Origin of the sequence: Caballeronia sp. LZ034LL (genome assembly GCF_031451215.1) — a bacterium.
In the GTDB taxonomy this organism is placed as follows: Bacteria; Pseudomonadota; Gammaproteobacteria; order Burkholderiales; family Burkholderiaceae; genus Caballeronia.
Map to the genome: position 1 here is coordinate 1,298,511 of NZ_JARUXR010000002.1, position 22,720 is coordinate 1,321,230.

The window sequence follows — 22,720 nt, forward strand, 5'->3', positions numbered from 1 at the left end:
AAGCAACGGACGGACCTGCCCGCGTTAAAACAGCCGCGACAGGAACGGCAGCAGCACCGGCACGACGAATGCCGTCAGGATCCCGTTCAGCCCCATGCCGAGTCCCGCGAACGCGCCCATCTCCTCGCTGACCTGGAACGCGCGCGCCGTGCCGATCCCATGCGACGCCACGCCCAGCGCAAAGCCGCGCGCCTCGACCTCGGTCACGCGCAGCAGGTTGAGCAAGCCTCGCGCAATCACCGCGCCGAACACGCCCGTCGTGATGACCAGCACCGCCGTCAACGAAGGCACGCCGCCTATCTCCTTCGCCACCGCCATCGCGATGGGCGTCGTCGCGGACTTGGGCGCCAGCGAGGCGATCGACTGATGCGATGCGCCGAGCAGCCTCGCCACGGCCACCGCCGAGATGATCGCCGTCAATGAACCCGCGACAAGACTCACGATGATGGGTATCGCCAGCCGCTTCAGATTCGGCAACTGGCGATAGAGCGGCAGCGCCAGCGCGACGGTCGCGGGTCCGAGCAGGAAGTGCACGAACTGCGCGCCGTCGAAGTAGGTGTCGTAGGGCGTGGCGCTCGTCTTCAGCACGACGACGACGATCGCCACCGCAATGAGCACCGGATTGGCAAGCGGATTGAAGCGGCACGCGGCATAGATGCGCTGGGCGATCAGATAGGCGAGCAGCGTGATGGTGAGTCCCAGCAGCGGCGTGGCCGCGAGGTAGACCCAGATTGCGCCGAAACGGGGAGTCGGGATCACGCGCGTCCTCCTGTCGAGTCTGAAAGACGGCGTTGACGCCGCAGCATCGCGCGCATGACGAGCGCAGTGACCGTGATGGCCAGCGCCGTGCTGATGGCGACGGAGAGCGCGACGGCCAGCACATCGCCGCGCAGCGCGCTCGCCGACACCATGATGCCGACGCCTGCCGGCACGAACAGCAGCGACAGATGGCGGAGCAATTCAAGCGCGGTGCCTTCGAGCGCGGCGGCTTGCGCGGGGCGCAGCGTCATCCAGGCAAGCAACAGAAGCATGCCGACGACGGGGCCGGGAACGGGAATGCTGAAGAGGTAGGAGAGCCCTTCTCCGAGACACTGGAAGACGAGCAGAGTGGCGATGGCGGCAAGCATGATGGGGAGCCTTGGGCGTGGGATAGGTCGTGACCTCTGTCCCGCGCTCGGCGCAAGTGCGGCATGCACGGCATGCACGGCAACATGCACGCGGCAGCCGCACCGGCCGAATGCGGGGCGACCATTCTACTGCCGCTCCCGCTCCCATCGCCGCGCTGACTTCGTTGATCAGCTGCGCGCTTCCGTGCCCTTCAACTCATCATGTTTGTGCGAATGAGTCGCCCCGTACTTCAGTTCGAAATGCGCGCCTTTGCCACTGCGCGTCGGCGGGAAGTGCTCGCCTTCGACACAGGTGACTTCGAACGTATTCTTGCCATCGTCGTGGACCACGGAATAGATTCCCGAGACCTTCACGATTTCGCCCGGCTTGTAAGCGGTATCTCCGGCCATATTGACCTCCATGAAATTGACATAGCGTTGGCGCAGCAAGCGGCATACCGCCGGCCGGGACCGGTTCAGGCTTCCGCCCCTTGCACCAGCTCGATGAACTGCTTCAGGCACGGATTGCGGTTCGCGCGCGACCACACGAGCACCTGCTCGACGCACGGCGCATCGACGAGTTCACGGAACACCACGCCGGCCAGTCTCGCCTTGCTCATCGAACGCGGCACGAGCGCCACGCCCGCTTCCTCGTTGACGAGGCTCAGCACGGTCTGCTGCAACTGCACCTCGAAGCCGACCACCGGTTCGAACCCGCCCGAGCGGCAATGCTGATCGATGACGGCCCTGAACTTGGGCGCCACTTCTTCCATGGCGAGCACGAAGGTTTCTTCGGCGAGCTGCGCGATCCGGATGCGCCGCTGTTTCGCCAGCCGATGCCCGCGCGGCAGCGCCACGCACAACGGCTCCGAGAAGATGGTCTCGGTCGTGAGGCTCTTGTCGAAGATGCCGGGAAACATGATGGCCGCGTCCAGGCTGCCGTCCACGACCCGCTGCGACAGATCGTTCGACACGACCTCGCGCAGACTCACATCGACATCGGGACAGGCCACGCTGAAGCGGCGCGCATAACCGGGCACCACGCTGTAGGCGGCGCACATCGTGAAGCCCAGCGACAACGCGCCCGCCGTGCCCGCCGCCGCCGCCCGGCAGTTCGTCTGCGCCTGTTCCAGCGCGGCGAGCACGGCTTTCGCATCGATATGGAAGCGCTCGCCGGCGGCCGTCAGCGTCACGCCGCGCGGTCCGCGTTCGATCAGCTTCACGCCCAGTTCCTTTTCGAGCGCGATCAGCTGACGGCTGAGCGGCGGCTGCGACAGATGCAGCCGCGCCGCAGCCCGTCCGAAATGCCGGGTCTCGGCGAGAACCACGAAGTAGCGCAAACGCTTGAAATCGATCATCGATGCAAAAAAGGTTTCGAAAGGGGTCGAAGACGGTATTGGATTGTATCGTCCCTAGGGATTACCCTTGCTTCGTTCTTTCTTTCTCGATAACTGCATCATGCTTTCGACGCTTGGGATCCTGCTTCCCGTCTTCGCGCTCATCCTGGCGGGCTTCGTCTGCCGCAGGCGCGGCGTGCTCGGGCCCACGGCCGCCTCCGAACTCAACCGCTTCGTGGTCTGGCTGGCCTTGCCTGCACTGCTGTTCAACACGATGGCGCATGCCACGTGGAAACAGCTCAATCAACCCGCGTTCATCGCGGTGTTCAGCATCGCCGGCGGCGTGACCTTCCTGCTGATCCTCGGCTACCGGATGATCGGCGGCCTGCACCTCGCGGACGCGAGCATCGACGCCATCGCGGGCGCCTATCCGAATACCGGCTACGTGGGTTTTCCGCTGTGCCTCATGGCATTCGGGCCAGAGAGCCTCACGCCGACCACTATCGCCACCATCCTGATTGCATGCGTGCTGTTCGCCATCGCGATCGTGCTGATCGAACTGAGCCTGCAAGCCGAGCGGCGGCCGCACAAGCTTGCGAGCAAGGTGCTGGTTTCGCTGGGCAAGAATCCGTTGATCGTCTCGCCGCTGGCCGGCGTGTTGTTCTCCGCTGCGCATGTTGCGCTGCCTGACAGCGTGGTCGCGTTCCTCAAGCTCCTGAGCGGCGCCGCGAGTCCGTGTGCGCTGGTCAGCCTGGGGCTGTTTCTCGCCGAGCGCAGGGCAGCGGTCGCCACGCAACGCAGTGCGCTTCTGCTGACAGGCACCAAGCTGCTCCTGCAACCCGCGCTTGCATGGTGGCTCGCCGCGCGCGTATTCTCAATGCCGACGCCAATGGTCAACATGACGCTCGTGCTCGCCGCGTTGCCCACGGGCACGGGGCCGTTCATGCTCGCGGAGTTCTATCGACGGGAAGCGCAGGTGACGTCACGCACGATCCTGTTCACTACGCTCGCCTCGCTCGTGACGCTTTCGATCATCCTCGTGTACGTTCGCTCGGGCGGCTGACGAAAACGGTGCGGACGGTCCGCGACGCGTCCGCCGATGCTTCACCTTCACTTGTTATCGCCGGATTTCACCTCCGACAGATCGTCCTTGCGAACCTCTGCTTCGCGCACGGTGGTTCCTTCTTCATCGGTTTCCGAGACATCCGTGTTGAAGGTTTCATCCTTCTCCGACGGTTGGGCTTCCGCGTCTTGCGATGGATCCTTCGGGTCTTGCGATGCGCTGTTCATGTTCATGCTCCTGAGTCTGATGGAAGCGTCGTAGTGAGAAAGACGCTTCAGGGTCACCGGCGTCGTGCCCGGCCTCCTTCCAGCGCATCAGCCGTTCCCGGCCGGGAAGTGGAACGACGCTTGCAGCATTGCAAGCCCTTCCACCATTTCTCCACACCCGTCATGAACGACTTCAACAACACTGCCCGCTTCGAAGCAAAAACCGTCATCGTGACGGGCGCAGGCTCGGGTATCGGCGAAGGCACGGCGCGGCGCTTTGCCAGCGAAGGCGCTTCAGTTGTGCTGGCCGGCCGCACGCGCGAGAAGCTTGACCGCCTTGCCAGCGATCTCGATCCGGCACGCACGCTCGTGCACACTTTCGACGCCTCGAAGCCCGACGACGCAAAACAACTGATCGAGGCGGCCATCGATCGCTTCGGCCGCATCGACGTCCTGGTCAACAACGCGGGCGTGGCCCCGACGGGCCGCATCGACGAAGCCTCGCTCGACGACTGGCGCGCAGTCATGTCCACCGATCTCGACGGCGTGTTCTATTGCTGCCGTGCGGCGATCCGGCATCTGATCGATTCGCGGGGCTGCATCGTGAATGTGTCGTCGGTATCGGGACTGGGAGGCGACTGGGGCATGAGCTTCTACAACGCGGCCAAGGGCGCCGTGACCAATTTCACGCGCGCCCTTGCCATGGATCATGGCCGCGACGGCGTGCGCGTGAATGCCGTATGCCCGAGCCTGACCGCGACCGATCTGACGCAAGACATGCTCGGCGATGAAAAGCTGATGGCGAAGTTCAAGGAGCGCATTCCGCTCGGCCGCGCGGCGACGCCTGAAGACATCGCGGCTGTCATTGCCTTTCTGGCGAGCGACGACGCGCGCTTTGTCACCGGCGTGAACCTGCCTGTCGATGGCGGGCTCAGCGCCTCGAACGGACAACCGCCGCAGGCGTGATGCTTCTAGAAGCCATGCAGGTGCCGGATGTCCTCGAACGCCTGTTTGACGGCCGCATCCGTCTCGGGTGAGTGAGGCTGCCAGTCCCAATCTGTCGCTTCGTGCAGTTGGCCACCCCGTGGGATCAGAAAGACTTCGAGTTCCGGCGTATAGCCTTGTTTATCTGGCAGAAGCTCATTGATCTGTTTGACGAAAACATCAGGTGCAATGGGTGGCAAAGGCATGAAAGCTGAAAGAGAAAGTTATGCGCCGACTTCCACTGGCAACGCGCGCTTGTGACGCGTTGCCAGGTAGAAGCGGTGGATCGTTGTCAGAATCTCGTCACTGACTTCCCTGCCCTCCAGGAAGTCATCGATGTTTTCGTAGGTGATGCCGTAGCTGTCCTCGTCCGGACGCTGCGGCGTGAGCGTTTCTAAATCGGCCGTCGGCACCTTCATGGCGAGTTGCGTCGAAGCGCCCATCGACATCGCCAGCGCACGCACACGACGCTTCGTCAGACCCGACAGCGGCAGCACGTCCGCGCCGCCATCGCCGAACTTGGTGAAGAAGCCCATCAGCGACTCGGCGGCGTGATCCGTGCCGATCACCACGCCGGCACGCGCGCCCGCTATTGCATATTGCGCGATCATGCGCTGGCGCGCCTTGATGTTGCCGAGCACGAAGTCCTTCTGAAAGTCGTCGGCGTACTGCGCGCCGCCCAGTTCGAGCGCCGCGAGCATCGCATCCGATGCGCCCTTGACGTTGACTTCGAGCGTCTCGTCGGGCTGTATGAATTCGAGCGCGCGCCGGGCGTCGTCTTCATCGCGCTGCACGCCATACGGCAGCCGGACCGCGACGAAGCGTGCTTCATAAGCCTGCGCGCGCAGACGTTCGACGGCCAGTTGCGCGAGCCGCCCTGCCGTCGATGAATCCACCCCGCCGCTGATGCCCAGCACATAGGTCCGCAATCCGTTCGACCTCAGGTAATCGCACAGGAAGCCGATGCGGCGCTCGCGTTCGCTGTCGACATCGAAGCTTGCCGCCACGTTCAACTCGCGGATCACCTGCGCTTGCCACGCACGCCAGTCTTCGCTCATGGTTGCTCTCCGACGCCTTGCGCCTGTTGCTGACGGAAATAGTGCTCGACGCGCGACAACGCATAGTGCGCCGCCTCACGCCGGATGTCGTTGCGCTCGCCTTGAAAACGCCGCGTCTCGGTGAAGGTCATGATTGCGCCGTCCCGCGTACGGTACGACCATGCAAAGCATTGCGTGCCGGGCGGCGGCCCGTTGCCCGGCACGGCATCCGCGACGCCCGTGTTCGAGACCGCCACATCTGCGCAGCAGGCTTCCTGTTGCAACGCGCCTTCAGCCATCTCGCGCGCGACCGCTTCGCTCGTCAGGCCTTCGCGCGCCATCGTGGCTTCGCGAACGTCGAGAAAACCGGCTTTCCCTGAAGGCGAGTAGACGACGAAGCCCACGTCGAGACACGCGCCGCTGCCCGGCACTGACGACACCAGCGAAGCAATGTAACCCGCCGTACATGACTCGGCCGTAGCGAGCTTGAGATCGCGTGAAATGAGGAACGCAACGACCTGTTCGGGGATATCCATGTATCGACCTCTCTGAGGCTCGCCTGACGGCAAGCCTTCAGCAGTCCGTGTGCCATCAGCCTCAGAGTCCAACCGCCGAGCGCCGCAACCTCGCAATATGCCGGCTCAGTTCGGCAAGCGAAAACGGCTTGCGCAGCACTTCCGCGTTCGCCACGCCATCCAGCGCCGCCGTGTCCGAATAGCCTGTCACCATGACGATGGGCAAGCCGGGCCGCATCTTTTGCGCGGCCCGCGCCACTTCCGCGCCGTTCATCATTGGCATTGCGTAGTCGACGACCAGTACGTTCGGGAAGTCCTCGCCGATCATCGCAAGCCCTTCAGTCCCGCTGCGCGCATCGCGTACTTCGAATGCGTCCATCTCGAGGCCGGCGACCAGCGATTCGCGCACGTTGTCGTCGTCATCGATGATCAGGACAGACGTGCCTTCCGCGCCAGCTGCTTCCGTCGCGGTCCCGTCCACTACGGGCAGCGTCCCGGCCGGCTCTTCTCTTTCCGATCCGGCGACGGGCAGAAGAATCGAAAAGGACGCGCCCTTGCCGAACTCGCTTTCCACCTTCACCGTGCCGCCGCACTGATGCGCGATACCCCAGACCTGCGCGAGCCCGAGCCCGGTGCCCTTGCCCACCGGCTTGGTGGTGAAGAACGGATCGAAGATACGTTGCAGCGCTTCTTCGCTGATGCCCGTGCCCGTATCCGACACCTTGATCTCGACATACTCGCCGCGCGGCAGGTCCGCGTCCGGTTCGTCCAGCATGCGCGTATACGTGGACAGCGTGATGACGCCGCCGCCCGGCATGGCGTCGCGTGCGTTGTTCACGAGATTGAGAATAGCGAGTTCGATCTGGTTCGAATCCGCAATCACGAAGCGCGACTCCGCGGCAAAGTGCGGCTCTATCGTATGCGACACACCGAGCGAGTGACGCGCCAGGTCCATCAGGTCGCGCATGCGGGCGTCGATGTCCATCGGCTGCAGGACCAGCTTCTGGATGCGCGAGAACGCGAGCAGCTGGCCGGATAGCTTCGAGCCGCGCTCGGTCACACGCAGCGCGTTGTTCAGCAGCGGCAAGACGGCGTGATCGCTGCCCAGTTGCCGGCGCGCGAGTTCGAGATTGGCAACCAGCGCCATCAACAGGTTGTTGAAATCATGCGCGATGCCGCCCGTCAGCCGGCCGACCGCTTCCATCTTCTGCGCATGCGCAAGCGCCTCTTCCGCGCGTGTGCGCTCCTGCATTTCTTCCGTGAGCCGGTGATTCGTCTCGCGCAGTTCATGCGTCCGGTCCGCGACCTGTCGCTCGAGCTCGGCATGACTGCGCGCCAGCCGCTCTTCAGCGGCGCTCAGGCGCTCGTTCATGGTCGCCGCCGCTCGCAGTTCATCGCGAATCTGGAACTGCCGCTCGCGGCCGGAAAGCGCGGCCTCGACGGCGCTCGTCAACGCGAGCGCGCTCGCGGGCCGCTCGATATAGACGAGGTTGGTCATGCGCGCGGGCAGCAGCCCCGCCAGGCGCCGATGATGCGCGCTCTCGTATCGGCTGCGCTGCGTCAGGACGATGAACGGCACATCGGACCACGATGGCTGCGCGTCGAGCTTGTTCGCCAGCGCGGACAGGTCCGCGCCGGACAGCGACTCGTCGGTGAGCAGCACGCCGCCCACGTAGGGATCGATAGCCTCGACGAAGGCGTCGAAGCTGTTCACCGTCGTAGTAGCGATTGCTCGCCGGCGCAGCAGCATGTCGGCTGTCTGCGCGTCGCGTCCGAAGCGCGCGAAGATGACGATATGGCGCGAGAATGCCTTCATTCCAAGGGAACGCCGTTCTCGCCGCCAAACTGGATCGAATCGCGCTGCTTGCCGAGTCCCGCTGCACCGCCCATGTACGTGGGCGTGCCGCTCAGCACGCCGTTGAAGCGCGTCAGCGGTTCACTCAACTCCAGACCACGCGCGCTGATGACCAGTTCGCGAATCGTGCTCTCGTGCAGACTGCCGCGATTCTTGAGCACCGAGAGCGCCTTGCGCACGCGCCCTTCGGCTTCAAAGAAACGCAGCAGGATGACGGCGTCGGCGATATAGCTGATGTTCAGCGAGCCCGAATGCATGTTCCCGATCAAACCCTGATGCGGATTGATGAGGAAGGTCGCGACGCCCTGCTGGTTCAGAAACGACAGCAGCTCGTGTAGCTGGAGAATGAGCTGCTGTTCCTGCGGCATCGCGGCCACATAGCCGTTCAGGCTGTCGATGATGATGAGCCGCGCATCGTTATGAGTGACTTCCGAACGCACCAGGCTGGTGAACTCGCCGGGTGAGATCTCGGACGGGTCGATCTGCCTGATTTCCAGCAGACCGGCATCGATGTGCGGTTGCAAGTCGATGCCGATGCCCCTCGAACGCACGAGCAGCGTGCCGATACGTTCGTCGAATTCATAGATGACGCAGCGCTCGCCGCGTGAGCACGCCTGCGCCGCATATTGCAGGGACAGCGTGGTCTTGCCGGTTCCGGCGGGGCCCGTGATCAGCGTGCTCGTGCCGCGTAGCGGACCGCCGCCGAGCAGCGCATCGAGCGCCGCCGAGCCGCTCGGCAGGACGTCTCCGACGAATTCGGTGTGATGCTCCAGCGCAACCAGCCGCGGGAAAATTTGCAGGCCGCCCTCGCGGATCGCGAAATCGTGAAAACCTTCCCGAAACGCGCTTCCCCGGAGCTTCTGCACTTGCAGGCGCCGCCGCGCGACGCCGAAGTCGAGCGTGAGGCGCTCCAGCGTCAACACGCCATGACAGAGGCTGTGCAGATCGACGTCATGCATGCCGCGCGCGCTCATGTCGTCCATCAGCAAAACGGTGGCGGCGTTGTTGTTGAAGAAGTGCTTGAGCGACAGAAGCTGACGCCGGAAGCGCAGCGGGTCCTGCGCGAGCAGGCGTAGTTCCGACAGACTGTCGAACACGATGCGCGACGGCTTGACGCGCTCGACGTGTTCCGTGATATGGCGGATCACCTCGCCGAGTTCTATTTCCCACGAATGCAGGATGCTCTGGTCGCCATCGATGCCGAGCTTCATTTCGGCTTCTTCCATCTCGAAGACGGTGATGCCGTCCATCGACCAGCCGTGCGCGTTCGCCACTTCATCCAGCTCCTGTGCGGTCTCCGAGAGCGTGATGAACAGGACGGTCTCCCCGGCAGCGACGCCATCCAGCAGGAACTGGAGACCGAGCGTTGTCTTACCTGAGCCCGGCGCGCCCTCGATCAGATAAAGCCTGCTGGTCGGCCAGCCGCCGTTCAGGATGTCGTCGAGGGCCGTGAGGCCGGAAGAAATGCGGGGAGGTTTGGGGTCTGTCATGGGTTCGATAGCTTTGACGATCGATTTTATATAGTGCGCCCTCGGCCGGGTCTCCCTGTTCAGGTTATGGGGACGCAAAATTGAAGTGTAACGTGTACTTCTTTCCATGTGCACGTTCGATCGCATTGATCTGCAGAGTGCGCGCCGGCGATTCGCCGCGCCCCGCGAGGGCTGTCCTGCAGGGGCTTGCTGGAATCATGGGCACACCCATTGCTCGAAGGTTCAGGCAACCAAGGTATTTGAAACCAAGCCTCGGTTCACCCTTGTTGACCAGCGGTTCGCCGCATCAGGCCAGCGCACATTCGTTGCGCTGAGACCCGGGAAGTACGACTGCAAGTGACGCTACGGCGCTCCTCTCAGTTTCGACCCGAGTACCAACTTCTCAATCTTGAAACTTGCGAAGTCCACGCAAGGATTTCGCTCGTCCCTACGATAAGGAGCTTTCGCCATGTTCGTGCACAACAAGCGTTTGCAGTATACGGTTCGCGTCGCTTCCCCGAATCCGGGGCTGGCCAATCTGCTGCTCGAGCAGTTCGGCGGGCCGCAGGGCGAACTCGCCGCCGCTTGCCGCTATTTCACCCAGGCCGTGGCCGAAGACGATCCGGGCCGCAAGGACCTGCTCTTCGATATCGCGACCGAAGAACTCAGCCACCTCGAAGTCATCGGTTCGATCGTCGCCATGCTGAACAAGGGCGCCAAGGGCCAGCTGGTCGAGGGCGTCCAGTCCGAGGCGGAGATGTATCGCTCGCTGACCGGCGCCGGCAATGACTCGCACATCACGTCCATCCTGTATGGCGGCGGTGCGCCGTTGACCAACTCGGCGGGCGTGCCCTGGACCGCGGCTTATATCGACACGATCGGCGAGCCGACTGCCGACCTGCGCTCGAACATTGCCGCTGAAGCGCGGGCGAAGATCGTCTACGAACGCCTCATCAACGTGACCGATGATCCCGGCATCAAGGATGCGCTGGGCTTTCTGATGACGCGTGAGATCGCGCATCAGAAGTCCTTCGAGAAGGCGCTGCATTCCATTCAACCGAACTTCCCGCAAGGCAAGTTGCCCGGCAATCCGGAGTTCACGAGCGTCTACTACAACATGTCCAAGGGCGAAGACATGCGCGGTCCATGGAACGAAGGCGGCGACTGGCGCTTTATCGAAGATCCGCAACCGGCCGTGGACGGCGGCGATGGACTGGCGACCGTGAACGTCTCGGAACAGGATGTGGAGACGCTTCAGGCCATGGCGTCGCGCACGGCGTCGGACCCGGCCGCGGATCCGACCACGGGTGCCGACCTGGGCGCCGGCAAGGCCAACCAGGTCTGATCTTGCTTTGAATCGAAACTGATCGTGCGGGGGCGGCGATGCTGCCCTCGCCCATTACGCAAAGGAAATGAACATGAATACCGTTACTTCCAGAGGTACTGTCGTCGTGCATCGAAGCCCGATCGACTGGATTGCAGGCGCATTGGTCGTTATCGGTGCGTTGAATTGGGGGCTGGTCGGCCTTGCTAATTTCGACCTCGTCGCGGCTATCTTTGGCGCAGGCTCCGCGGGCGCACGCATCGTCTACGTGCTGGTGGGTCTGGCCGGCATCGTCATGCTGATCCGCGCATTCGTTACGACCCGTTCCCACGGGCTCTCGCATCACTAATGCATTCTCACCGGTGCAATCGGCCCGATTCCATTCAGGAGTAACCATGCTGTCACCTACGCTCAACCCGCCGGGCCTTGACTTCTTCCGCGCCAACGTCGAGACCTGTCTGCGCCTGTCGCTGACCATGAACGACGCGCTGAGGCAATTCAGCGAACTGAACCGGAAAGCGATCGACACGGCACTCGCCGGAGACGCTGATCAACCAGCGTTGTTTGCCCGCTGGCCGAGCTATGCGTTGAACTACGCGACCGAGGCAATGGAGACCTTGCACGCCACCGCAGCCGACGTCATGGCGACGCTCGTGACGCCTCGTGGAACGGACCACGCGCGGATCGTCTATGACGTCAGTGATACCGCCGACGCGCCGCGCCCGAACGTGATTCTCGATGCGGAAGGCGAAGTGGTGAAGCGCCTGACGCCTTGAGGGGCGCCGTCTTTTTTACACAGCCATGAAGGAAGCGACCATGAACAACGAACCTTCCGATCCCGTCGAACGCGCCGACCAGCGGCGTGAGGAACTCGGCGCCGGCGATGTCGAGGAAAAGCCCGACGGCACTATCCGGCAGCGCGAACACGGCAGCATGGACGCCAGCCTGGTTCCGAAGGGCAAGGATCATCCGGAAGAAGGCGCTTATACGCCCGAACACGATCACAAGGATCCGGATCTCGAACCCGATCCTGCACAGACTTCCGATCCACAGCAAAACGCCAAGAGGTAGACATGAAAGCACTCGTCTGGCATGGCAAGAAAGACATCCGCTACGACACGGTTCCCGATCCGGAAATCGAACACGGCCGCGACGCCATCATCAAGGTCTCGACCTGCGCCATCTGCGGCTCGGACCTTCATCTCTTCGACGGCTTCATGCCCGGCATGAAACATGGCGATGTCATGGGTCACGAGTTCATGGGAGAAGTGGTCGAAGTGGGCCGCGACAACACGGCGTTGAAGATTGGCGAGCGCATCGTCGTGCCGTTCACCATTACGTGCGGCGAGTGCGATCAATGCAAGCGTGGCAATTTCTCCGTGTGCGAACGTTCGAATCGCAACAAGGAAACAGCGGAGAAGTTATTCGGCCACACGACTGCCGGCCTGTTCGGCTATACCCATCTGACGGGCGGTTACGCCGGTGGACAAGCGGAGTATGTGCGCATTCCCTTTGCGGACAAGACGCACATCAAGATTCCGGATGGCCTCACCGATGAACAAGTGCTCTTCCTTGGCGACATCTTTCCGACCGGCTGGCAAGCGGCGGTGAACTGCGAGATCGAGCCGACCGATACGGTCGCGATCTGGGGCGCGGGCCCCGTCGGACAGATGGCGGTGCGCAGCGCCGTGCTGCTGGGCGCGAAGCAGGTCGTGGTCATCGATCAGGTTCCCGAGCGCCTGGCCATGGCGCAGGCAGCGGGCGCCATTCCCATCAACTTCAAGGAAGAAAGCGTGCTCGACCGGTTGCGCAATCTCACACAGGGCAAGGGACCAGAGAAGTGCATCGATGCAGTCGGCATGGAATCGCACGCAACGCGCTCGTTCGATGGCATCTATGACCGCGTCAAGCAAGCCGTCATGCTCGAAAGCGACCGGCCGCATGTACTGCGCGAAATGATCTACGTTTGCCGGCCGGCGGGCGTGCTGTCCGTTCCAGGTGTTTATGGCGGACTGATCGACAAGATTCCCTTCGGCGCTGCGATGAACAAGGGCTTGACCTGGCGCATGGGCCAGACGCATGTCAATCGCTGGAGCGAAGACTTGCTGAAGCGTATCGAGGAAGGTCAGATCGATCCGTCGTTCGTCATCACGCACCGCATGAAACTCGAGGACGGGCCGCAGATGTATGAGACGTTCAGGGACAAGGAAGATGGCTGTATCAAGGTGGTGCTGACGCCTTGAAGGTCTTCATTTAAAACCCGCGCCATCGTCAGGATGGCGCGGTTGCATCGCAAGTTACAACACGATCTCGCCGTCATCCTCGCCAAGCCAGTAGTGCACACGCTCGGCGCTCACCTTGATGAGCACGATACCCGGCGTCGCAAAGCCATCCGAGAACCACTTCGCGATGTCTTCGTTCCAGTGCTCCTTCATCGCAGGCTTCTCGCGAATCAGTTCAGCGTTGCCTTCAACGGCTACGAACAATTGCGGCTTCCCGCCCGCGCCCGGCGCGCCCGTGAACGACAGCCCGACCTTCGCGTCCGCCTTGATCTCCTTCACCATGTGCGTCTCTTCGGAGGTGAAGTAGTAGCTGTCGCCGTCGAAGCGGACATCGCGGTTATTGCTCATCGGCCGGACAGCGATGTTGCCGTTCTGTGCGCGCGTGGAGAGCATCGCGAAGTCGATCTCCGCCATTTTCTCGGCGACTTGTTCGAGGGTCAATGTAGTCATGGCTCATGCTCCTGATAGTGGTTTTCAGAGGGTCATGAGCCGGACTCACGCAACCCGCATGCCACGCGCCACACAGAACTAGGACAGCTTGAACTCGCTCACGGCCATCGCCAGTTCCATCGCCTGCGTCTGCAAGGCCGAAGCTGCCGCCGCCGATTGCTCGACGAGCGCCGCATTCTGCTGGACCATCTGATCGAGCTGCGACACGGCCTTGTTCACTTCCTGGATGCCGCGCGTCTGCTCGTTCGCGGCATCCGTAATTTCCGCCATGATGGTCGAGACATTCGCCACACTGCCGACGATCTCGTTCATCGTCTCGCCCGCACTGCGAACCTGGGTCGAACCGGACGCCACTGCATCGACCGTCGACGTCACGAGGCTCTTGATCTCCTTCGCCGCCTGCGCGCTGCGCGCAGCCAGCCCGCGCACTTCCGACGCCACCACCGCGAAGCCGCGTCCCTGTTCGCCGGCACGCGCCGCTTCAACGGCCGCGTTCAACGCAAGGATGTTGGTCTGAAAGGCGATGGCATCGATCACGCCGATGATGGAGCCGATCTGGTTCGACGAATCCTCGATCTCGGTCATCATGGTGATCGCGTCGCCGACCACCTGGCCGCCCGCCGATGCCGTCGCCGCCGCCGAAGCCGCCGTCACGTTGGCTTGATTGGCCGCCTTGGTGGAGTGCGCAATGGTCGAGCTGATTTCTTCCACCGACGCCGCCGTCTGCTGCAAGCTTGCCGCCGCCGATTCCGTGCGGCCCGACAGGTCCTGATTGCCCGCCGCGATCTCGCTCGATGCAAGCCGCACCGATTCGCTCGAATCCCGCACGCGCGTCATCACGTCATGCAGCTTCTTGATGAAGGTGTTGAAGGCGCGCGCGATCTGCGCGACTTCGTCGTTGCCGTCGGCGGGCAGCCGTTGCGTGAGGTCGCCCGTGCCCGAGCCGATGGAATCCATCGCGTCGCGAATCGACGAGAGCCGCTTGAGGGCAATCGACGTCACCAGTCCGACGACCAGCGCGCCCAGCGCAATGATCACGAACAGCGCGATGGCGGACGTGAGGATCATCGAGCGCATGCCGGCGGTGGCCTCGGCCTTGTCGAGCGCGATGATCAGGGTCCAGTCCGTGCCGGGCACCGCGCGCGCATGGGCGAGCACGGCCTGCGTGCCGGCGTGGGTATCGAGCGGCTCGGCTGCGCCGATCAGGCTCTTCAACGCCGTGCCCGACAGGTCCGGGAACAGGTCCGTGAGCGGCTTGCCGGTGAGCTTGCGGTCCGCGTGCGCGACGATCGAACCCTTGCCGTCCACGAGCACGGCAAAGCTGGCGGGCGTCGGATGCACGGAGAGCACGTTGTCGATGACCGAGTCCATCGCGACCGCGCCCGAGACCACGCCGGCCAGCTTGCCGTCGCGCTTCAGCGCCTGCGTAAACGCGACGATCAGCTTGCCCGTCGATACATCCATGTACGGCGCCGTGACCACCGGGCCGCCTGCGCTGACCGCCGCCGTGTACCAGGGACGCGTGCGCGGATCATAGTCGGGCGGAAGCTTGGTGGGTTCGGAGAAGAGCGAAGTCTTGTCCTCGTAACCGGCGAGCACATTCACGAAATTGCCCGCCGATGTAATCTGCTTGAACACCGGCACCGGGTCCGGCGAAAGCGCCGCATCCTGGATCGACACGATCATCTGCTTCTTCGACGCAATCCATTCGCCGATCCCGCCGACATGGCCGCTCGCCACGGCGGACAGGTTCTCGCTGATCGTCTTGTTGTTATAGGAGCGCGCGACTGTATAGCTGAGCGCGGCGTTGGCAATGAGCGCGATCACCAGCACAGCAATGCTGGCCGTGACGACGCGCGAACGAATGGTCGAAAACATGTATCCCCTTAAGTGCCTGCTGAAAAGTTATTTTCAGACATTACGGCCCTGTCAGGAGAAACTTGAGACGCGAAAGGCAGAGTTTTAGTGGAAAGGTCTAAACGGCGTCGCTGGCGGCCATTGCACCAAACTGGAGCGCCGCAAGCTGGGCGTACAAGGGCGAGTCGCGCAACAACTCCGCGTGACGCCCCTGCGCGACGATCCGGCCATGCTCCATCACGACGATGCGGTCGGCCTGCTGCACGGTGGCGAGACGATGCGCGATGACCAGCGTCGTGCGGTTCTGCGCGGCGTTGTCGAGTGCGGTTTGCACGAGCCGCTCGCTGGCGGCATCGAGGGCGCTGGTGGCTTCGTCGAGCAGCAGGATGGGCGGATTGCGCAGGATGGCCCGTGCAATGGCAATGCGCTGCCGCTGTCCGCCCGAGAGCCGCACGCCGCGCTCGCCGAGGAAGGTGTCATAGCCTTCCGGAAGCTGCTCGATGAAGTCCGCCGCAGCCGCCATCTCCGCCGCGCGACGCACCTGCGCGGGCGATGCATCGGGCATGCCGTAGCGGATGTTGTCGAGCACGCTGCCCGAGAAGATCACCGAGTCCTGCAGCACGACGCCGATCGATTGCCGCAACGCGCCGAGCGACAGATGCCGCGTAGGTACGCCGTTGATCGAGATGGTGCCGGACTGCGGATCGTAGAAGCGCAGCAGCAGTTGGAACAGCGTCGTCTTGCCCGCGCCGGACGGCCCGACCAGCGCGACGTGTTCACCGGGACGCACCGCAAGCGAGAACGCCGACAGCGCCTCGATACCCGGTCGCGACGGATACGAGAAGCCCACCTGATCGAAGCGGATGCCCTCGCCTTTGGACGGCATCGGCACGGGCGTGGACGGCTCCGTGACCGGCGAGCGCGCCGCGAGCAGTTGCATGAGCCTGTCGGTGGCGCCGGCTGCGCGCTGGAGATCGCCCCAGACTTCGGCGAGCGCGCCGACCGCGCCCGCCGTGAACACCGCATAGAGAATGAACTGCGACAACTGTCCCGCCGACATCTGTCCCGCCAGCACCGCCTGTGCGCCGAGCCAGAGCACGAACACGATGGCCGCGAAGACGAACACGATGACCACGGCGGTCAGCGCGGCCCGCGCGCGGATGCGGGCGAGCGCGGTCTGAAAGGCCCGTTCCACAGCAGCGCCGAAGCGCTTCGACTCGTACGTCTCCTGCGTGTAGGACTGGACGGTCGGCATCGCGTTGAGCACTTCGCCGGCCAGCGCGCTCGCGTTCGCGACCGTGTCCTGACTGGCGCGCGAGAGCCGGCGCACGCGCCGCCCGAAGAACACAATGGGCGCGACCACCACGATCAGCACGGCAATGATGTAGCCGGACAGCACCGGGCTCGTCAGCACCAGCATGCCGATGCCGCCCGCCGCCAGCAACGCGTTGCGCAAGCCGAGCGAGAGACTGGTGCCGACCACGGTCTGGATCAGCGTGGTATCGGTGGTGAGGCGCGAGAGGACTTCGCCGGTTTGCGTGAACTCGAAGAACTGCGGGCTCATGCGCATGATGTGGTCATAGACCGCGCGGCGCAGGTCGGCGGTCACGCGTTCGCCGAGCCATGACACCCAGTAGAAGCGCAGCGCCGTCGCGCCCGCGAGGATCAGCGAGACGATGAACAGCGCGATGAAATAGCGATCGATATGCGCGCGGCTGCCGCTCGCGAAACCGCGGTCGATCAGATAGCGGAAGGCCATCGGCAAGGCGAGCGTCGCGCCCGCCGAGGTCAGCAGCGCCAGGAACGCGAGCGCCCAGCGCCCGGCATAAGGGCGCAGGAACGGACCGAGCGCGAAGAGCGGACCCAGACGGCGGGTAGAAGCTTCAGCAGATGACATGAGCGGGAATGAGCGGTGAATGAGCCGATGGTATCAATCTATCGAGTGACGGATTCACAGACCGCTTTCCGGATTGCCGCGCGAAGCGGCGCTCATCTTGTCGCGCAATTGCTCGCGTTCTTCCGGCGTCATGCGCTGCCAGCGCTGCCAGTGCCGGCCTCCGTGACAGCCGCCGCGTCCGCCGCGTGCCCGAAAGCCGCCGAACAGGATGCGGCACAGCACCAGCAAGCCGAGTGCACGCGGATAGTCGATCATCTGGGCATCGACGAAAAGTCCCGGCACGACCCAGTTGTACAGTCGCATGACCACCCAGCCTACTGCCGCGATAAAAAGCACGAACAGCACTGCCTTGGCGAAATATTTGCGGCGAAACCTCATGTCATCTCTCCTTCCGTTCAAGATTCGAAATCGTCGTGGGACGCCTGCAAGCGGGCACGCAGATGCAGCACCGCATAACGCTTGCGCGCCAAAAGCGTATTGATGCCGATACCCGTCGCGGCCGCGATGTCCTTGAAGCTGCGGCCGTCGAGTTCATGGGCGATGAAGACATCGCGCTGAGTGGCAGGCAGTTCGTCGAGCGCGGCCTGTAGCGCTGCAAGCAGCGCGGCGCGTGCGTACGCGGCCTCGGGACCCGCTTCGGGCGATGGCAGCGCGAGGTCGAGCCGATAGTCTTCGTCGGTCTCGGTCTCGTCGATGGGAAGCGGTGTTTCCTTCTTCTTGCGAAACCGGTCGATGATCCGGTTGCGCGCAACGCGGAACAGCCATGCGCCCATCTGCTCGATCGGATCCGTCAGCCTGTAGGCCTCGACCAGTTCCTCGAACACGTCCTGGAGAATGTCCTCGGCGTCGTCCTGATCGATCACCCGCCGGCGAATGAAGTTGCGCAGCCGCGGTCGCTCACGGGCGACGGCAGCTGCGATTTCACGATCCTGTTCCGGCAGTGGGCTCGGGGTGTGCGGCGTTTCCATACCCGTGATGACGTTTCGGGGACGGAGATATTGTGGCGTGCCCGGAATATTTTTTATTTCTTTGACCGGGCAGGCAGAGACGCTTGCTTCAGCCGTCTGTCGAGACCGTCACGGTTTCCCACTCGCTCAATTCGCTCTCCATGGCGGACAGCTTGCCTCTCACCAGCCCGAGCGCATCGCTGCCGAGCAGGAGATGCGCAGGCGGACGGTCGGACGCGATGGCGGTGAGCATCGCCTGGGCCGCCTTGCGCGGATCGCCCAGTTGCTTGCCGCTCTTCTCCTCGCGCGCCTGGCGGATCGGATCGAAGACCGCGTCGTAATCCGCAATGGAACGCGGCGTGCGACGCATCGAGCGGCCCGCCCAGTCCGTACGGAAGGAGCCGGGCGCAACGGCGGTCACGGCGATGCCGAACGACGCCACTTCCTTGCCGAGCGCTTCGGAGATGCCTTCCAGCGCGAACTTGCTGCCGCAGTAATAGGTGATGCCGGGCATGGTGATGAAGCCGCCCATCGACGTGATGTTCAGGATGTGGCCTCGCCGACGTTCGCGCATGAAGGGCAGGACGGCCTTCATCATCGCGACCGCGCCGAACACGTTCACGTCGAACTGCTTGCGCATCTCGGACAGCGGCGATTCCTCCATGACGCCTTCGTGACCATAGCCGGCGTTGTTCACGAGCACGTCGACGGGACCGATGGCGCGCTCGATCTCCGCGACAGCAGGCTCGATGGCGTCGAAGTCGGTCACGTCCAGCACGCGTGCGAAGGCGCTCTGGTTCGAGGACGAAGCCTCGAATTCACGCTTCGCTTCTTCACTTCTCACGGTACCGACGACCTTGTGTCCCGCCGCCAGCGCCTCCAGTGCGAGCGCCCGGCCGAAGCCGCTGCTGACGCCCGTGATGAGCAGGGTTTTCTGGGTGGATGCCATGGATTATTTTCTCCGTGATGTGTTTCGGAGTAGGCAGAATAGTATGCTTTCGCGAGACGGATCAGCCACAAATCGCTATTTATGTTGCCTAAAACTATGAGCACTCAATCCTCATCCGGCCGCAAACGCACGATTGCGCTGCTGCGCTCGCTCGCGCCCGACGAAGGCTATAACCTCACTGCATTGCCCAGCGTGCGCATCCTGCGCTCGGACCGGCCGCTGGCGCGCACGCCGGTCCTGTATGACCCGGGGATCGTGATCGTGTGTCAGGGGCGCAAGCGCGGCTATTTCGGCGAACGTCTGTATTTGTACGACGAGGATCATTATCTGGCGGTGTCCGTGCCCGTTCCGTTCAGCATGGAAACCGATGCAAGTGCCGAGCGTCCCTTGCTTGCACTCTATCTCCATCTCGACTTCACGCTGGCGGCGGAACTTGCGGTGGAGATCGATCGCACGGGCGTCGCGGCGCCCGTGCAGGCGCCTCAGAGCATGATGTCCACGCCCATGGACGATGCGATGCAGGGCTCCGTCCTGCGCTTCCTCGAAGCGCTCCACAGGCCATTGGACGCCGCCGTGCTGGGTCCGGGCCTGCTGCGCGAGTTGTACTTCAGGGTGCTCACCGGCGCGCAAGGCAGCGCGATGCGCGAGGCGCTGGCCATGCGCGGACAGTTCGGGCGGATCGGCAAGTCATTGCGGATGATCCATGCCGGATATGCGCAGGCGCTCGACGTCACGCAACTCGCCGAGGAAGCCGGAATGAGCGTGCCGAGCTTCCATAGCCACTTCAAGACCATCACTCAAGTCTCGCCGATGCAGTACGTCAAGTCGACGCGTCTGCATCAGGCACGCTTGCTGATGGTGCGCGAGGAACTGACTGCGGAGGCCGCGTGCATGGCCGTAGGCTATGCCAGCGCCTCGCAGTTCAATCGCGAATTCAAGCGCCTGTTCGGGCTGACGCCGGCGGCGGAAACGCGGCGCATGCGCGAGAGCTTCGCCCTGCCGGCAGCGTTCGACGGTGCGGAGTATGTGTCGTCGCATTGAAACGCATCACGCAGCGGTCGATGCAGTGCGTCTCGCATCGATGCGGGCGGCGTGGAATGCCTTGGTCACGCGCTGAAAAGGCGAAGCGTCGTGCACGTCTCTTGCAAGCATGAAATAGCAAAGATAAGGAAAGATCTGCTCGCTCAGCATCTGACTGCATTCCACCGGCAGCATCGCGGTAATGTTATCGATGGCCATGATCTCGATGCCCGACTTCGTGCGGCAGACCGGCTCGGCAAAACTCGTCGGGGCCGAATACAGCGGAATGGGATTGCGCGGATGCGTCGCTTCGCAACTCACGTCGCCGATCAACCTGATCTTCGTATGCGGGCCGATCATTGCATCGTTCAGGAACAGCGGTGTATCGGCGGCCAGCTTGATGCAATTGAAGACGAGCTCGTAGTCGTGAAGCCGCTCACGAAGTTCGGGATGATCCGGCGTGATCTTCGGTGAGCGATCGTACGCGAGTCCGAGTTCGTCGAGCAGCCACGTCACGCCGTTGCCGGATTTACCTCGATGTCCGATCACCAGCGTGCGCGGCGCGCGGAAATCATTGCGCACGACGGCTCGCGCATAACGCACGAGTTCATTCACGCTCGTGAATTGCTCCGGCACATGGTAGCGCGCGGCGCGAACGCCTTGCTTTTGCTTCCAGATGTCGAGGCATGCCGTTGCCGCGGCCATGCCGGCGAGATAACCCGCGCCGCCCGTGACCAGTTGTGCGCTGAAGTTGTCCTTGATCTGTTCGAGGTCGTACAGGAAGCCACCGCCGCGTTCGAAGCGTGCGAGCAGACTGGCCGCTCCCTGCTGCCGTTCATAGGCATGCGCAAAGTACATATGCCGATGCCGCAGCGGGAACGTTGCCTCAGGTAATTCCTTGAGGCCGAGAACCAGCGTGTCACGATGGGAGAAACGCCAGCTGCCGCTTTCGACGAGCGTGCATCCCACATCCGAATAAGCGGAGTCGGGATAGATGCGTTTCTCCGATGATTCGACGCAGACCCTGAAACCGTTCTTGACGAGAATGCCTGCATGAACGGGAATCAGCGGGGTCCGACGTTCCCTTGATCGGTATTCGGCGCGTAGCCACAGGGTGTGGTTCATGCTGCGTGCTCCCATTCAGAGTCTGCACCGGCGTTCGTGGCTTCGCAAAAGAAGCTTGTTTCGATCGCGCGGAAGTGTGCGTAGTCGCGGGCCAGTTCTTGCGGGCTATCCGCGACGAGCATCGCGTAGCCGGGATGTCCGAACGTCTGCCCGGTTTGTTCGAGCCTTGCGCCCTTCGCGAATGTCAGCTTGATGCTCATGAGGCACGGCACGGACAGGAAGCACGCGAGATCGGGCTGTTCGGCCACCGTACCGGCGAACTGCGAATTCATGTAGATGAAGCGGGCATGACGCACGGGCGCCGTCACGCACGCCGCCTGTCTCGCTTCGAAGAGATGAGGCGCGACCACACTGTCTGCAAGTACTGAGACCTGGCTATAGCCATTGCATTCCTCGACCACCGAATAGTCGATGCCACCCGCCAGCCTCGCACCCGTTTCGATCAGCCGAGGGCCGTCTGCCGTCAGCATGACTTCAGTGTGAGCCGCGCCGTTGTGGATCTGCAAGGCATCGAGAACGTCGTGCACATAGGCCGACAGAACGGGAAACTCGGGGGCGTCGCGGCGCACCGAGTCCGCATATTCGTCGATGATCTGCGTGCCCCGGTGATGATTCACTTCATGCCAGATATCCGTCACGAAGTGCCGCCCTGCTACCGACACGGTATTCACGACAAAGTGCCGGCCCTCGAGATATTCCTGGATGACATATTCATCCTTGGTCTCGCCCACCACATTCAGGCGGCCGATATTGCGCTCGAAGATCGCGGCAATCTCGGCCTTGCTTTCGCAGATGCCGACGCCATCGGAGTACGCGCCGAGCGCTGGCTTCATGACCACGCGCCTGAAGCCGGACGTTTCATACCATGCCAGGATGGCGTCGAGATCATGCGAATGAAATTGCGCCGCGCACGGTACGCCATTGAGGCGCAGCGCCTCGACCATGTGGTACTTGTGACGATGCAGGCGAGCACTTCCGGCGGGATTGCATGGAACGTCGAAGAACTGCGCCAGCTTGTTCGCGGGAATCACACCGCTATCCCCTGCCACGACGATAGCCTTGACCTGATAGGACTTCAGCTCGGAGACGAGTTCGAGGATCGCCGCGTCATCGTGCGACGTCAGCTGGAGTTCGCGGATGCACCAGTCGGGGCACGCCGAAGCGGCGTCTGCTGCCATCGGACCCATCCTCACATGCACGCATTGATAACCACGCCCATGCAACGTCGGCCCGATATAGAAACCCTTGCGGTCCGCGCCGACGATAACAATGACCTGCCTTTGAAGTTTCACGGAAA

At 63.1% G+C, this 22,720-nt stretch carries 26 protein-coding genes; 8 read left to right on the forward strand and 18 right to left on the reverse strand.

What is annotated here, in order from left to right; all coding sequences use genetic code 11:
• Nucleotides 1-24 precede the first annotated feature (24 nt).
• From QCE83_RS20425 to QCE83_RS20440, 4 genes are all read right to left on the reverse strand, one after another.
• Entirely contained in the window at nucleotides 25-759 is a 735-nt protein-coding gene (locus QCE83_RS20425; RefSeq protein ID WP_309814985.1) for an LrgB family protein, read from the reverse strand.
• Nucleotides 756-1,127 (reverse strand): CidA/LrgA family protein, encoded by a 372-nt coding sequence (locus QCE83_RS20430; protein ID WP_309814988.1) that lies wholly within the window; start codon nucleotides 1,125-1,127, stop codon nucleotides 756-758. The genes QCE83_RS20425 and QCE83_RS20430 overlap by 4 nt, the downstream gene beginning before the upstream one ends.
• Nucleotides 1,128-1,295: 168 nt before the next feature.
• Complete coding sequence (locus tag QCE83_RS20435) at nucleotides 1,296-1,517, reverse strand: hypothetical protein (protein WP_309815517.1); 222 nt, start codon at nucleotides 1,515-1,517, stop codon at nucleotides 1,296-1,298.
• A gap of 65 nt (nucleotides 1,518-1,582) precedes the next feature.
• Complete coding sequence (locus tag QCE83_RS20440; RefSeq protein ID WP_309814990.1) at nucleotides 1,583-2,464, reverse strand: LysR family transcriptional regulator; 882 nt, start codon at nucleotides 2,462-2,464, stop codon at nucleotides 1,583-1,585.
• Nucleotides 2,465-2,564: 100 nt separating this feature from the next.
• Between QCE83_RS20440 and QCE83_RS20445 the strand changes: the two genes are divergently transcribed.
• Complete coding sequence (locus tag QCE83_RS20445; RefSeq protein ID WP_309814992.1) at nucleotides 2,565-3,506, forward strand: AEC family transporter; 942 nt, start codon at nucleotides 2,565-2,567, stop codon at nucleotides 3,504-3,506.
• 47 nt (nucleotides 3,507-3,553) lie between these two features.
• On the opposite strand, the gene QCE83_RS20450 is transcribed toward QCE83_RS20445, so the two are convergent.
• Nucleotides 3,554-3,733, reverse strand: coding sequence for a hypothetical protein (locus QCE83_RS20450; protein WP_309814997.1), 180 nt, complete (start codon nucleotides 3,731-3,733; stop codon nucleotides 3,554-3,556).
• A 162-nt stretch (nucleotides 3,734-3,895) separates the two neighbouring features.
• Between QCE83_RS20450 and QCE83_RS20455 the strand changes: the two genes are divergently transcribed.
• Nucleotides 3,896-4,678 carry an SDR family oxidoreductase gene (locus tag QCE83_RS20455; protein WP_309815000.1) on the forward strand — a complete coding sequence of 261 codons (783 nt, stop codon included), beginning with the start codon at nucleotides 3,896-3,898 and terminating at the stop codon, nucleotides 4,676-4,678.
• Between the two features lie 5 nt (nucleotides 4,679-4,683).
• Here the strand turns inward: QCE83_RS20455 and QCE83_RS20460 are convergent, their stop codons facing one another.
• The 5 genes from QCE83_RS20460 to QCE83_RS20480 all read right to left on the reverse strand — a co-directional run bounded on the left by QCE83_RS20460 (nucleotide 4,684) and on the right by QCE83_RS20480 (nucleotide 9,593).
• Nucleotides 4,684-4,902 (reverse strand): hypothetical protein, encoded by a 219-nt coding sequence (locus QCE83_RS20460; protein ID WP_309815004.1) that lies wholly within the window; start codon nucleotides 4,900-4,902, stop codon nucleotides 4,684-4,686.
• Between the two features lie 18 nt (nucleotides 4,903-4,920).
• Complete coding sequence (gene nadE, locus QCE83_RS20465) at nucleotides 4,921-5,754, reverse strand: ammonia-dependent NAD(+) synthetase (protein WP_309815007.1); 834 nt, start codon at nucleotides 5,752-5,754, stop codon at nucleotides 4,921-4,923.
• Nucleotides 5,751-6,269, reverse strand: a complete 519-nt coding sequence (locus QCE83_RS20470; protein ID WP_309815009.1) for a CinA family protein — start codon at nucleotides 6,267-6,269, stop codon at nucleotides 5,751-5,753. Before QCE83_RS20470 ends, nadE begins: the two co-directional genes overlap by 4 nt.
• A 61-nt stretch (nucleotides 6,270-6,330) precedes the next feature.
• Nucleotides 6,331-8,064 (reverse strand): ATP-binding protein, encoded by a 1,734-nt coding sequence (locus QCE83_RS20475; RefSeq protein ID WP_309815011.1) that lies wholly within the window; start codon nucleotides 8,062-8,064, stop codon nucleotides 6,331-6,333.
• Nucleotides 8,061-9,593 carry an ATPase domain-containing protein gene (locus tag QCE83_RS20480; protein WP_309815014.1) on the reverse strand — a complete coding sequence of 511 codons (1,533 nt, stop codon included), beginning with the start codon at nucleotides 9,591-9,593 and terminating at the stop codon, nucleotides 8,061-8,063. The genes QCE83_RS20475 and QCE83_RS20480 overlap by 4 nt, the downstream gene beginning before the upstream one ends.
• 448 nt (nucleotides 9,594-10,041) lie before the next feature.
• Between QCE83_RS20480 and QCE83_RS20485 the strand changes: the two genes are divergently transcribed.
• From QCE83_RS20485 to QCE83_RS20505, 5 genes are all read left to right on the forward strand, one after another.
• The gene (locus tag QCE83_RS20485) at nucleotides 10,042-10,917 is read left to right on the forward strand and encodes a manganese catalase family protein (protein WP_309815017.1); all 876 of its coding nucleotides are present in this window, start codon (nucleotides 10,042-10,044) and stop codon (nucleotides 10,915-10,917) included.
• Nucleotides 10,918-10,990: 73 nt separating this feature from the next.
• Nucleotides 10,991-11,245 carry a DUF378 domain-containing protein gene (locus tag QCE83_RS20490; RefSeq protein ID WP_309815020.1) on the forward strand — a complete coding sequence of 85 codons (255 nt, stop codon included), beginning with the start codon at nucleotides 10,991-10,993 and terminating at the stop codon, nucleotides 11,243-11,245.
• Nucleotides 11,246-11,291: 46 nt separating this feature from the next.
• Nucleotides 11,292-11,672: a hypothetical protein gene (locus QCE83_RS20495; protein ID WP_309815023.1), complete on the forward strand. Its 381-nt coding sequence runs from the start codon at nucleotides 11,292-11,294 to the stop codon at nucleotides 11,670-11,672.
• 40 nt (nucleotides 11,673-11,712) lie between these two features.
• Complete coding sequence (locus tag QCE83_RS20500; protein WP_309815025.1) at nucleotides 11,713-11,967, forward strand: hypothetical protein; 255 nt, start codon at nucleotides 11,713-11,715, stop codon at nucleotides 11,965-11,967.
• 2 nt (nucleotides 11,968-11,969) lie between these two features.
• Nucleotides 11,970-13,139: a zinc-dependent alcohol dehydrogenase gene (locus tag QCE83_RS20505; RefSeq protein WP_309815028.1), complete on the forward strand. Its 1,170-nt coding sequence runs from the start codon at nucleotides 11,970-11,972 to the stop codon at nucleotides 13,137-13,139.
• A gap of 54 nt (nucleotides 13,140-13,193) precedes the next feature.
• Here the strand turns inward: QCE83_RS20505 and QCE83_RS20510 are convergent, their stop codons facing one another.
• The 6 genes from QCE83_RS20510 to QCE83_RS20535 all read right to left on the reverse strand — a co-directional run bounded on the left by QCE83_RS20510 (nucleotide 13,194) and on the right by QCE83_RS20535 (nucleotide 19,278).
• Nucleotides 13,194-13,628 carry a pyridoxamine 5'-phosphate oxidase family protein gene (locus QCE83_RS20510; RefSeq protein WP_309815031.1) on the reverse strand — a complete coding sequence of 145 codons (435 nt, stop codon included), beginning with the start codon at nucleotides 13,626-13,628 and terminating at the stop codon, nucleotides 13,194-13,196.
• Between the two features lie 78 nt (nucleotides 13,629-13,706).
• On the reverse strand, nucleotides 13,707-15,506 hold the full coding sequence (locus tag QCE83_RS20515) for a methyl-accepting chemotaxis protein (RefSeq protein ID WP_309815033.1): 1,800 nt from the start codon (nucleotides 15,504-15,506) through the stop codon (nucleotides 13,707-13,709).
• A gap of 97 nt (nucleotides 15,507-15,603) precedes the next feature.
• Entirely contained in the window at nucleotides 15,604-17,382 is a 1,779-nt protein-coding gene (locus QCE83_RS20520) for an ABC transporter transmembrane domain-containing protein (protein ID WP_309815036.1), read from the reverse strand.
• Between the two features lie 54 nt (nucleotides 17,383-17,436).
• Entirely contained in the window at nucleotides 17,437-17,760 is a 324-nt protein-coding gene (locus tag QCE83_RS20525) for a hypothetical protein (protein ID WP_309815039.1), read from the reverse strand.
• 17 nt (nucleotides 17,761-17,777) lie between these two features.
• The gene (locus QCE83_RS20530) at nucleotides 17,778-18,350 is read right to left on the reverse strand and encodes an RNA polymerase sigma factor (protein WP_309815041.1); all 573 of its coding nucleotides are present in this window, start codon (nucleotides 18,348-18,350) and stop codon (nucleotides 17,778-17,780) included.
• A gap of 88 nt (nucleotides 18,351-18,438) precedes the next feature.
• Nucleotides 18,439-19,278: an oxidoreductase gene (locus QCE83_RS20535; protein WP_309815043.1), complete on the reverse strand. Its 840-nt coding sequence runs from the start codon at nucleotides 19,276-19,278 to the stop codon at nucleotides 18,439-18,441.
• A gap of 96 nt (nucleotides 19,279-19,374) precedes the next feature.
• Between QCE83_RS20535 and QCE83_RS20540 the strand changes: the two genes are divergently transcribed.
• On the forward strand, nucleotides 19,375-20,319 hold the full coding sequence (locus QCE83_RS20540) for an AraC family transcriptional regulator (protein ID WP_309815045.1): 945 nt from the start codon (nucleotides 19,375-19,377) through the stop codon (nucleotides 20,317-20,319).
• A gap of 6 nt (nucleotides 20,320-20,325) precedes the next feature.
• Here the strand turns inward: QCE83_RS20540 and QCE83_RS20545 are convergent, their stop codons facing one another.
• Together QCE83_RS20545 and QCE83_RS20550 are read right to left on the reverse strand one after the other, a co-directional pair.
• Entirely contained in the window at nucleotides 20,326-21,423 is a 1,098-nt protein-coding gene (locus QCE83_RS20545) for a hypothetical protein (RefSeq protein WP_309815047.1), read from the reverse strand.
• On the reverse strand, nucleotides 21,420-22,610 hold the full coding sequence (locus QCE83_RS20550) for an ATP-grasp domain-containing protein (protein WP_309815519.1): 1,191 nt from the start codon (nucleotides 22,608-22,610) through the stop codon (nucleotides 21,420-21,422). Before QCE83_RS20550 ends, QCE83_RS20545 begins: the two co-directional genes overlap by 4 nt.
• Between the last annotated feature and the right edge of the window lie 110 nt (nucleotides 22,611-22,720).

Coding starts and splice junctions, on each gene's coding strand:
- QCE83_RS20460 (WP_309815004.1), bottom strand. CDS start 4,902: ATGCCTTTGCCACCCATTGCACCTGATGTTTTCGTCAAACAGATCAAT.
- QCE83_RS20500 (WP_309815025.1), top strand. CDS start 11,713: ATGAACAACGAACCTTCCGATCCCGTCGAACGCGCCGACCAGCGGCGT.
- QCE83_RS20520 (WP_309815036.1), bottom strand. CDS start 17,382: ATGTCATCTGCTGAAGCTTCTACCCGCCGTCTGGGTCCGCTCTTCGCG.
- QCE83_RS20525 (WP_309815039.1), bottom strand. CDS start 17,760: ATGAGGTTTCGCCGCAAATATTTCGCCAAGGCAGTGCTGTTCGTGCTT.
- QCE83_RS20530 (WP_309815041.1), bottom strand. CDS start 18,350: ATGGAAACGCCGCACACCCCGAGCCCACTGCCGGAACAGGATCGTGAA.
- QCE83_RS20545 (WP_309815047.1), bottom strand. CDS start 21,423: ATGAACCACACCCTGTGGCTACGCGCCGAATACCGATCAAGGGAACGT.
- QCE83_RS20445 (WP_309814992.1), top strand. CDS start 2,565: ATGCTTTCGACGCTTGGGATCCTGCTTCCCGTCTTCGCGCTCATCCTG.
- QCE83_RS20440 (WP_309814990.1), bottom strand. CDS start 2,464: ATGATCGATTTCAAGCGTTTGCGCTACTTCGTGGTTCTCGCCGAGACC.
- nadE (WP_309815007.1), bottom strand. CDS start 5,754: ATGAGCGAAGACTGGCGTGCGTGGCAAGCGCAGGTGATCCGCGAGTTG.
- QCE83_RS20515 (WP_309815033.1), bottom strand. CDS start 15,506: ATGTTTTCGACCATTCGTTCGCGCGTCGTCACGGCCAGCATTGCTGTG.
- QCE83_RS20510 (WP_309815031.1), bottom strand. CDS start 13,628: ATGACTACATTGACCCTCGAACAAGTCGCCGAGAAAATGGCGGAGATC.
- QCE83_RS20490 (WP_309815020.1), top strand. CDS start 10,991: ATGAATACCGTTACTTCCAGAGGTACTGTCGTCGTGCATCGAAGCCCG.
- QCE83_RS20550 (WP_309815519.1), bottom strand. CDS start 22,610: ATGGGTCCGATGGCAGCAGACGCCGCTTCGGCGTGCCCCGACTGGTGC.
- QCE83_RS20505 (WP_309815028.1), top strand. CDS start 11,970: ATGAAAGCACTCGTCTGGCATGGCAAGAAAGACATCCGCTACGACACG.
- QCE83_RS20435 (WP_309815517.1), bottom strand. CDS start 1,517: ATGGCCGGAGATACCGCTTACAAGCCGGGCGAAATCGTGAAGGTCTCG.
- QCE83_RS20485 (WP_309815017.1), top strand. CDS start 10,042: ATGTTCGTGCACAACAAGCGTTTGCAGTATACGGTTCGCGTCGCTTCC.
- QCE83_RS20535 (WP_309815043.1), bottom strand. CDS start 19,278: ATGGCATCCACCCAGAAAACCCTGCTCATCACGGGCGTCAGCAGCGGC.
- QCE83_RS20495 (WP_309815023.1), top strand. CDS start 11,292: ATGCTGTCACCTACGCTCAACCCGCCGGGCCTTGACTTCTTCCGCGCC.
- QCE83_RS20540 (WP_309815045.1), top strand. CDS start 19,375: ATGAGCACTCAATCCTCATCCGGCCGCAAACGCACGATTGCGCTGCTG.
- QCE83_RS20455 (WP_309815000.1), top strand. CDS start 3,896: ATGAACGACTTCAACAACACTGCCCGCTTCGAAGCAAAAACCGTCATC.
- QCE83_RS20470 (WP_309815009.1), bottom strand. CDS start 6,269: ATGGATATCCCCGAACAGGTCGTTGCGTTCCTCATTTCACGCGATCTC.
- QCE83_RS20475 (WP_309815011.1), bottom strand. CDS start 8,064: ATGAAGGCATTCTCGCGCCATATCGTCATCTTCGCGCGCTTCGGACGC.
- QCE83_RS20480 (WP_309815014.1), bottom strand. CDS start 9,593: ATGACAGACCCCAAACCTCCCCGCATTTCTTCCGGCCTCACGGCCCTC.
- QCE83_RS20450 (WP_309814997.1), bottom strand. CDS start 3,733: ATGAACAGCGCATCGCAAGACCCGAAGGATCCATCGCAAGACGCGGAA.
- QCE83_RS20430 (WP_309814988.1), bottom strand. CDS start 1,127: ATGCTTGCCGCCATCGCCACTCTGCTCGTCTTCCAGTGTCTCGGAGAA.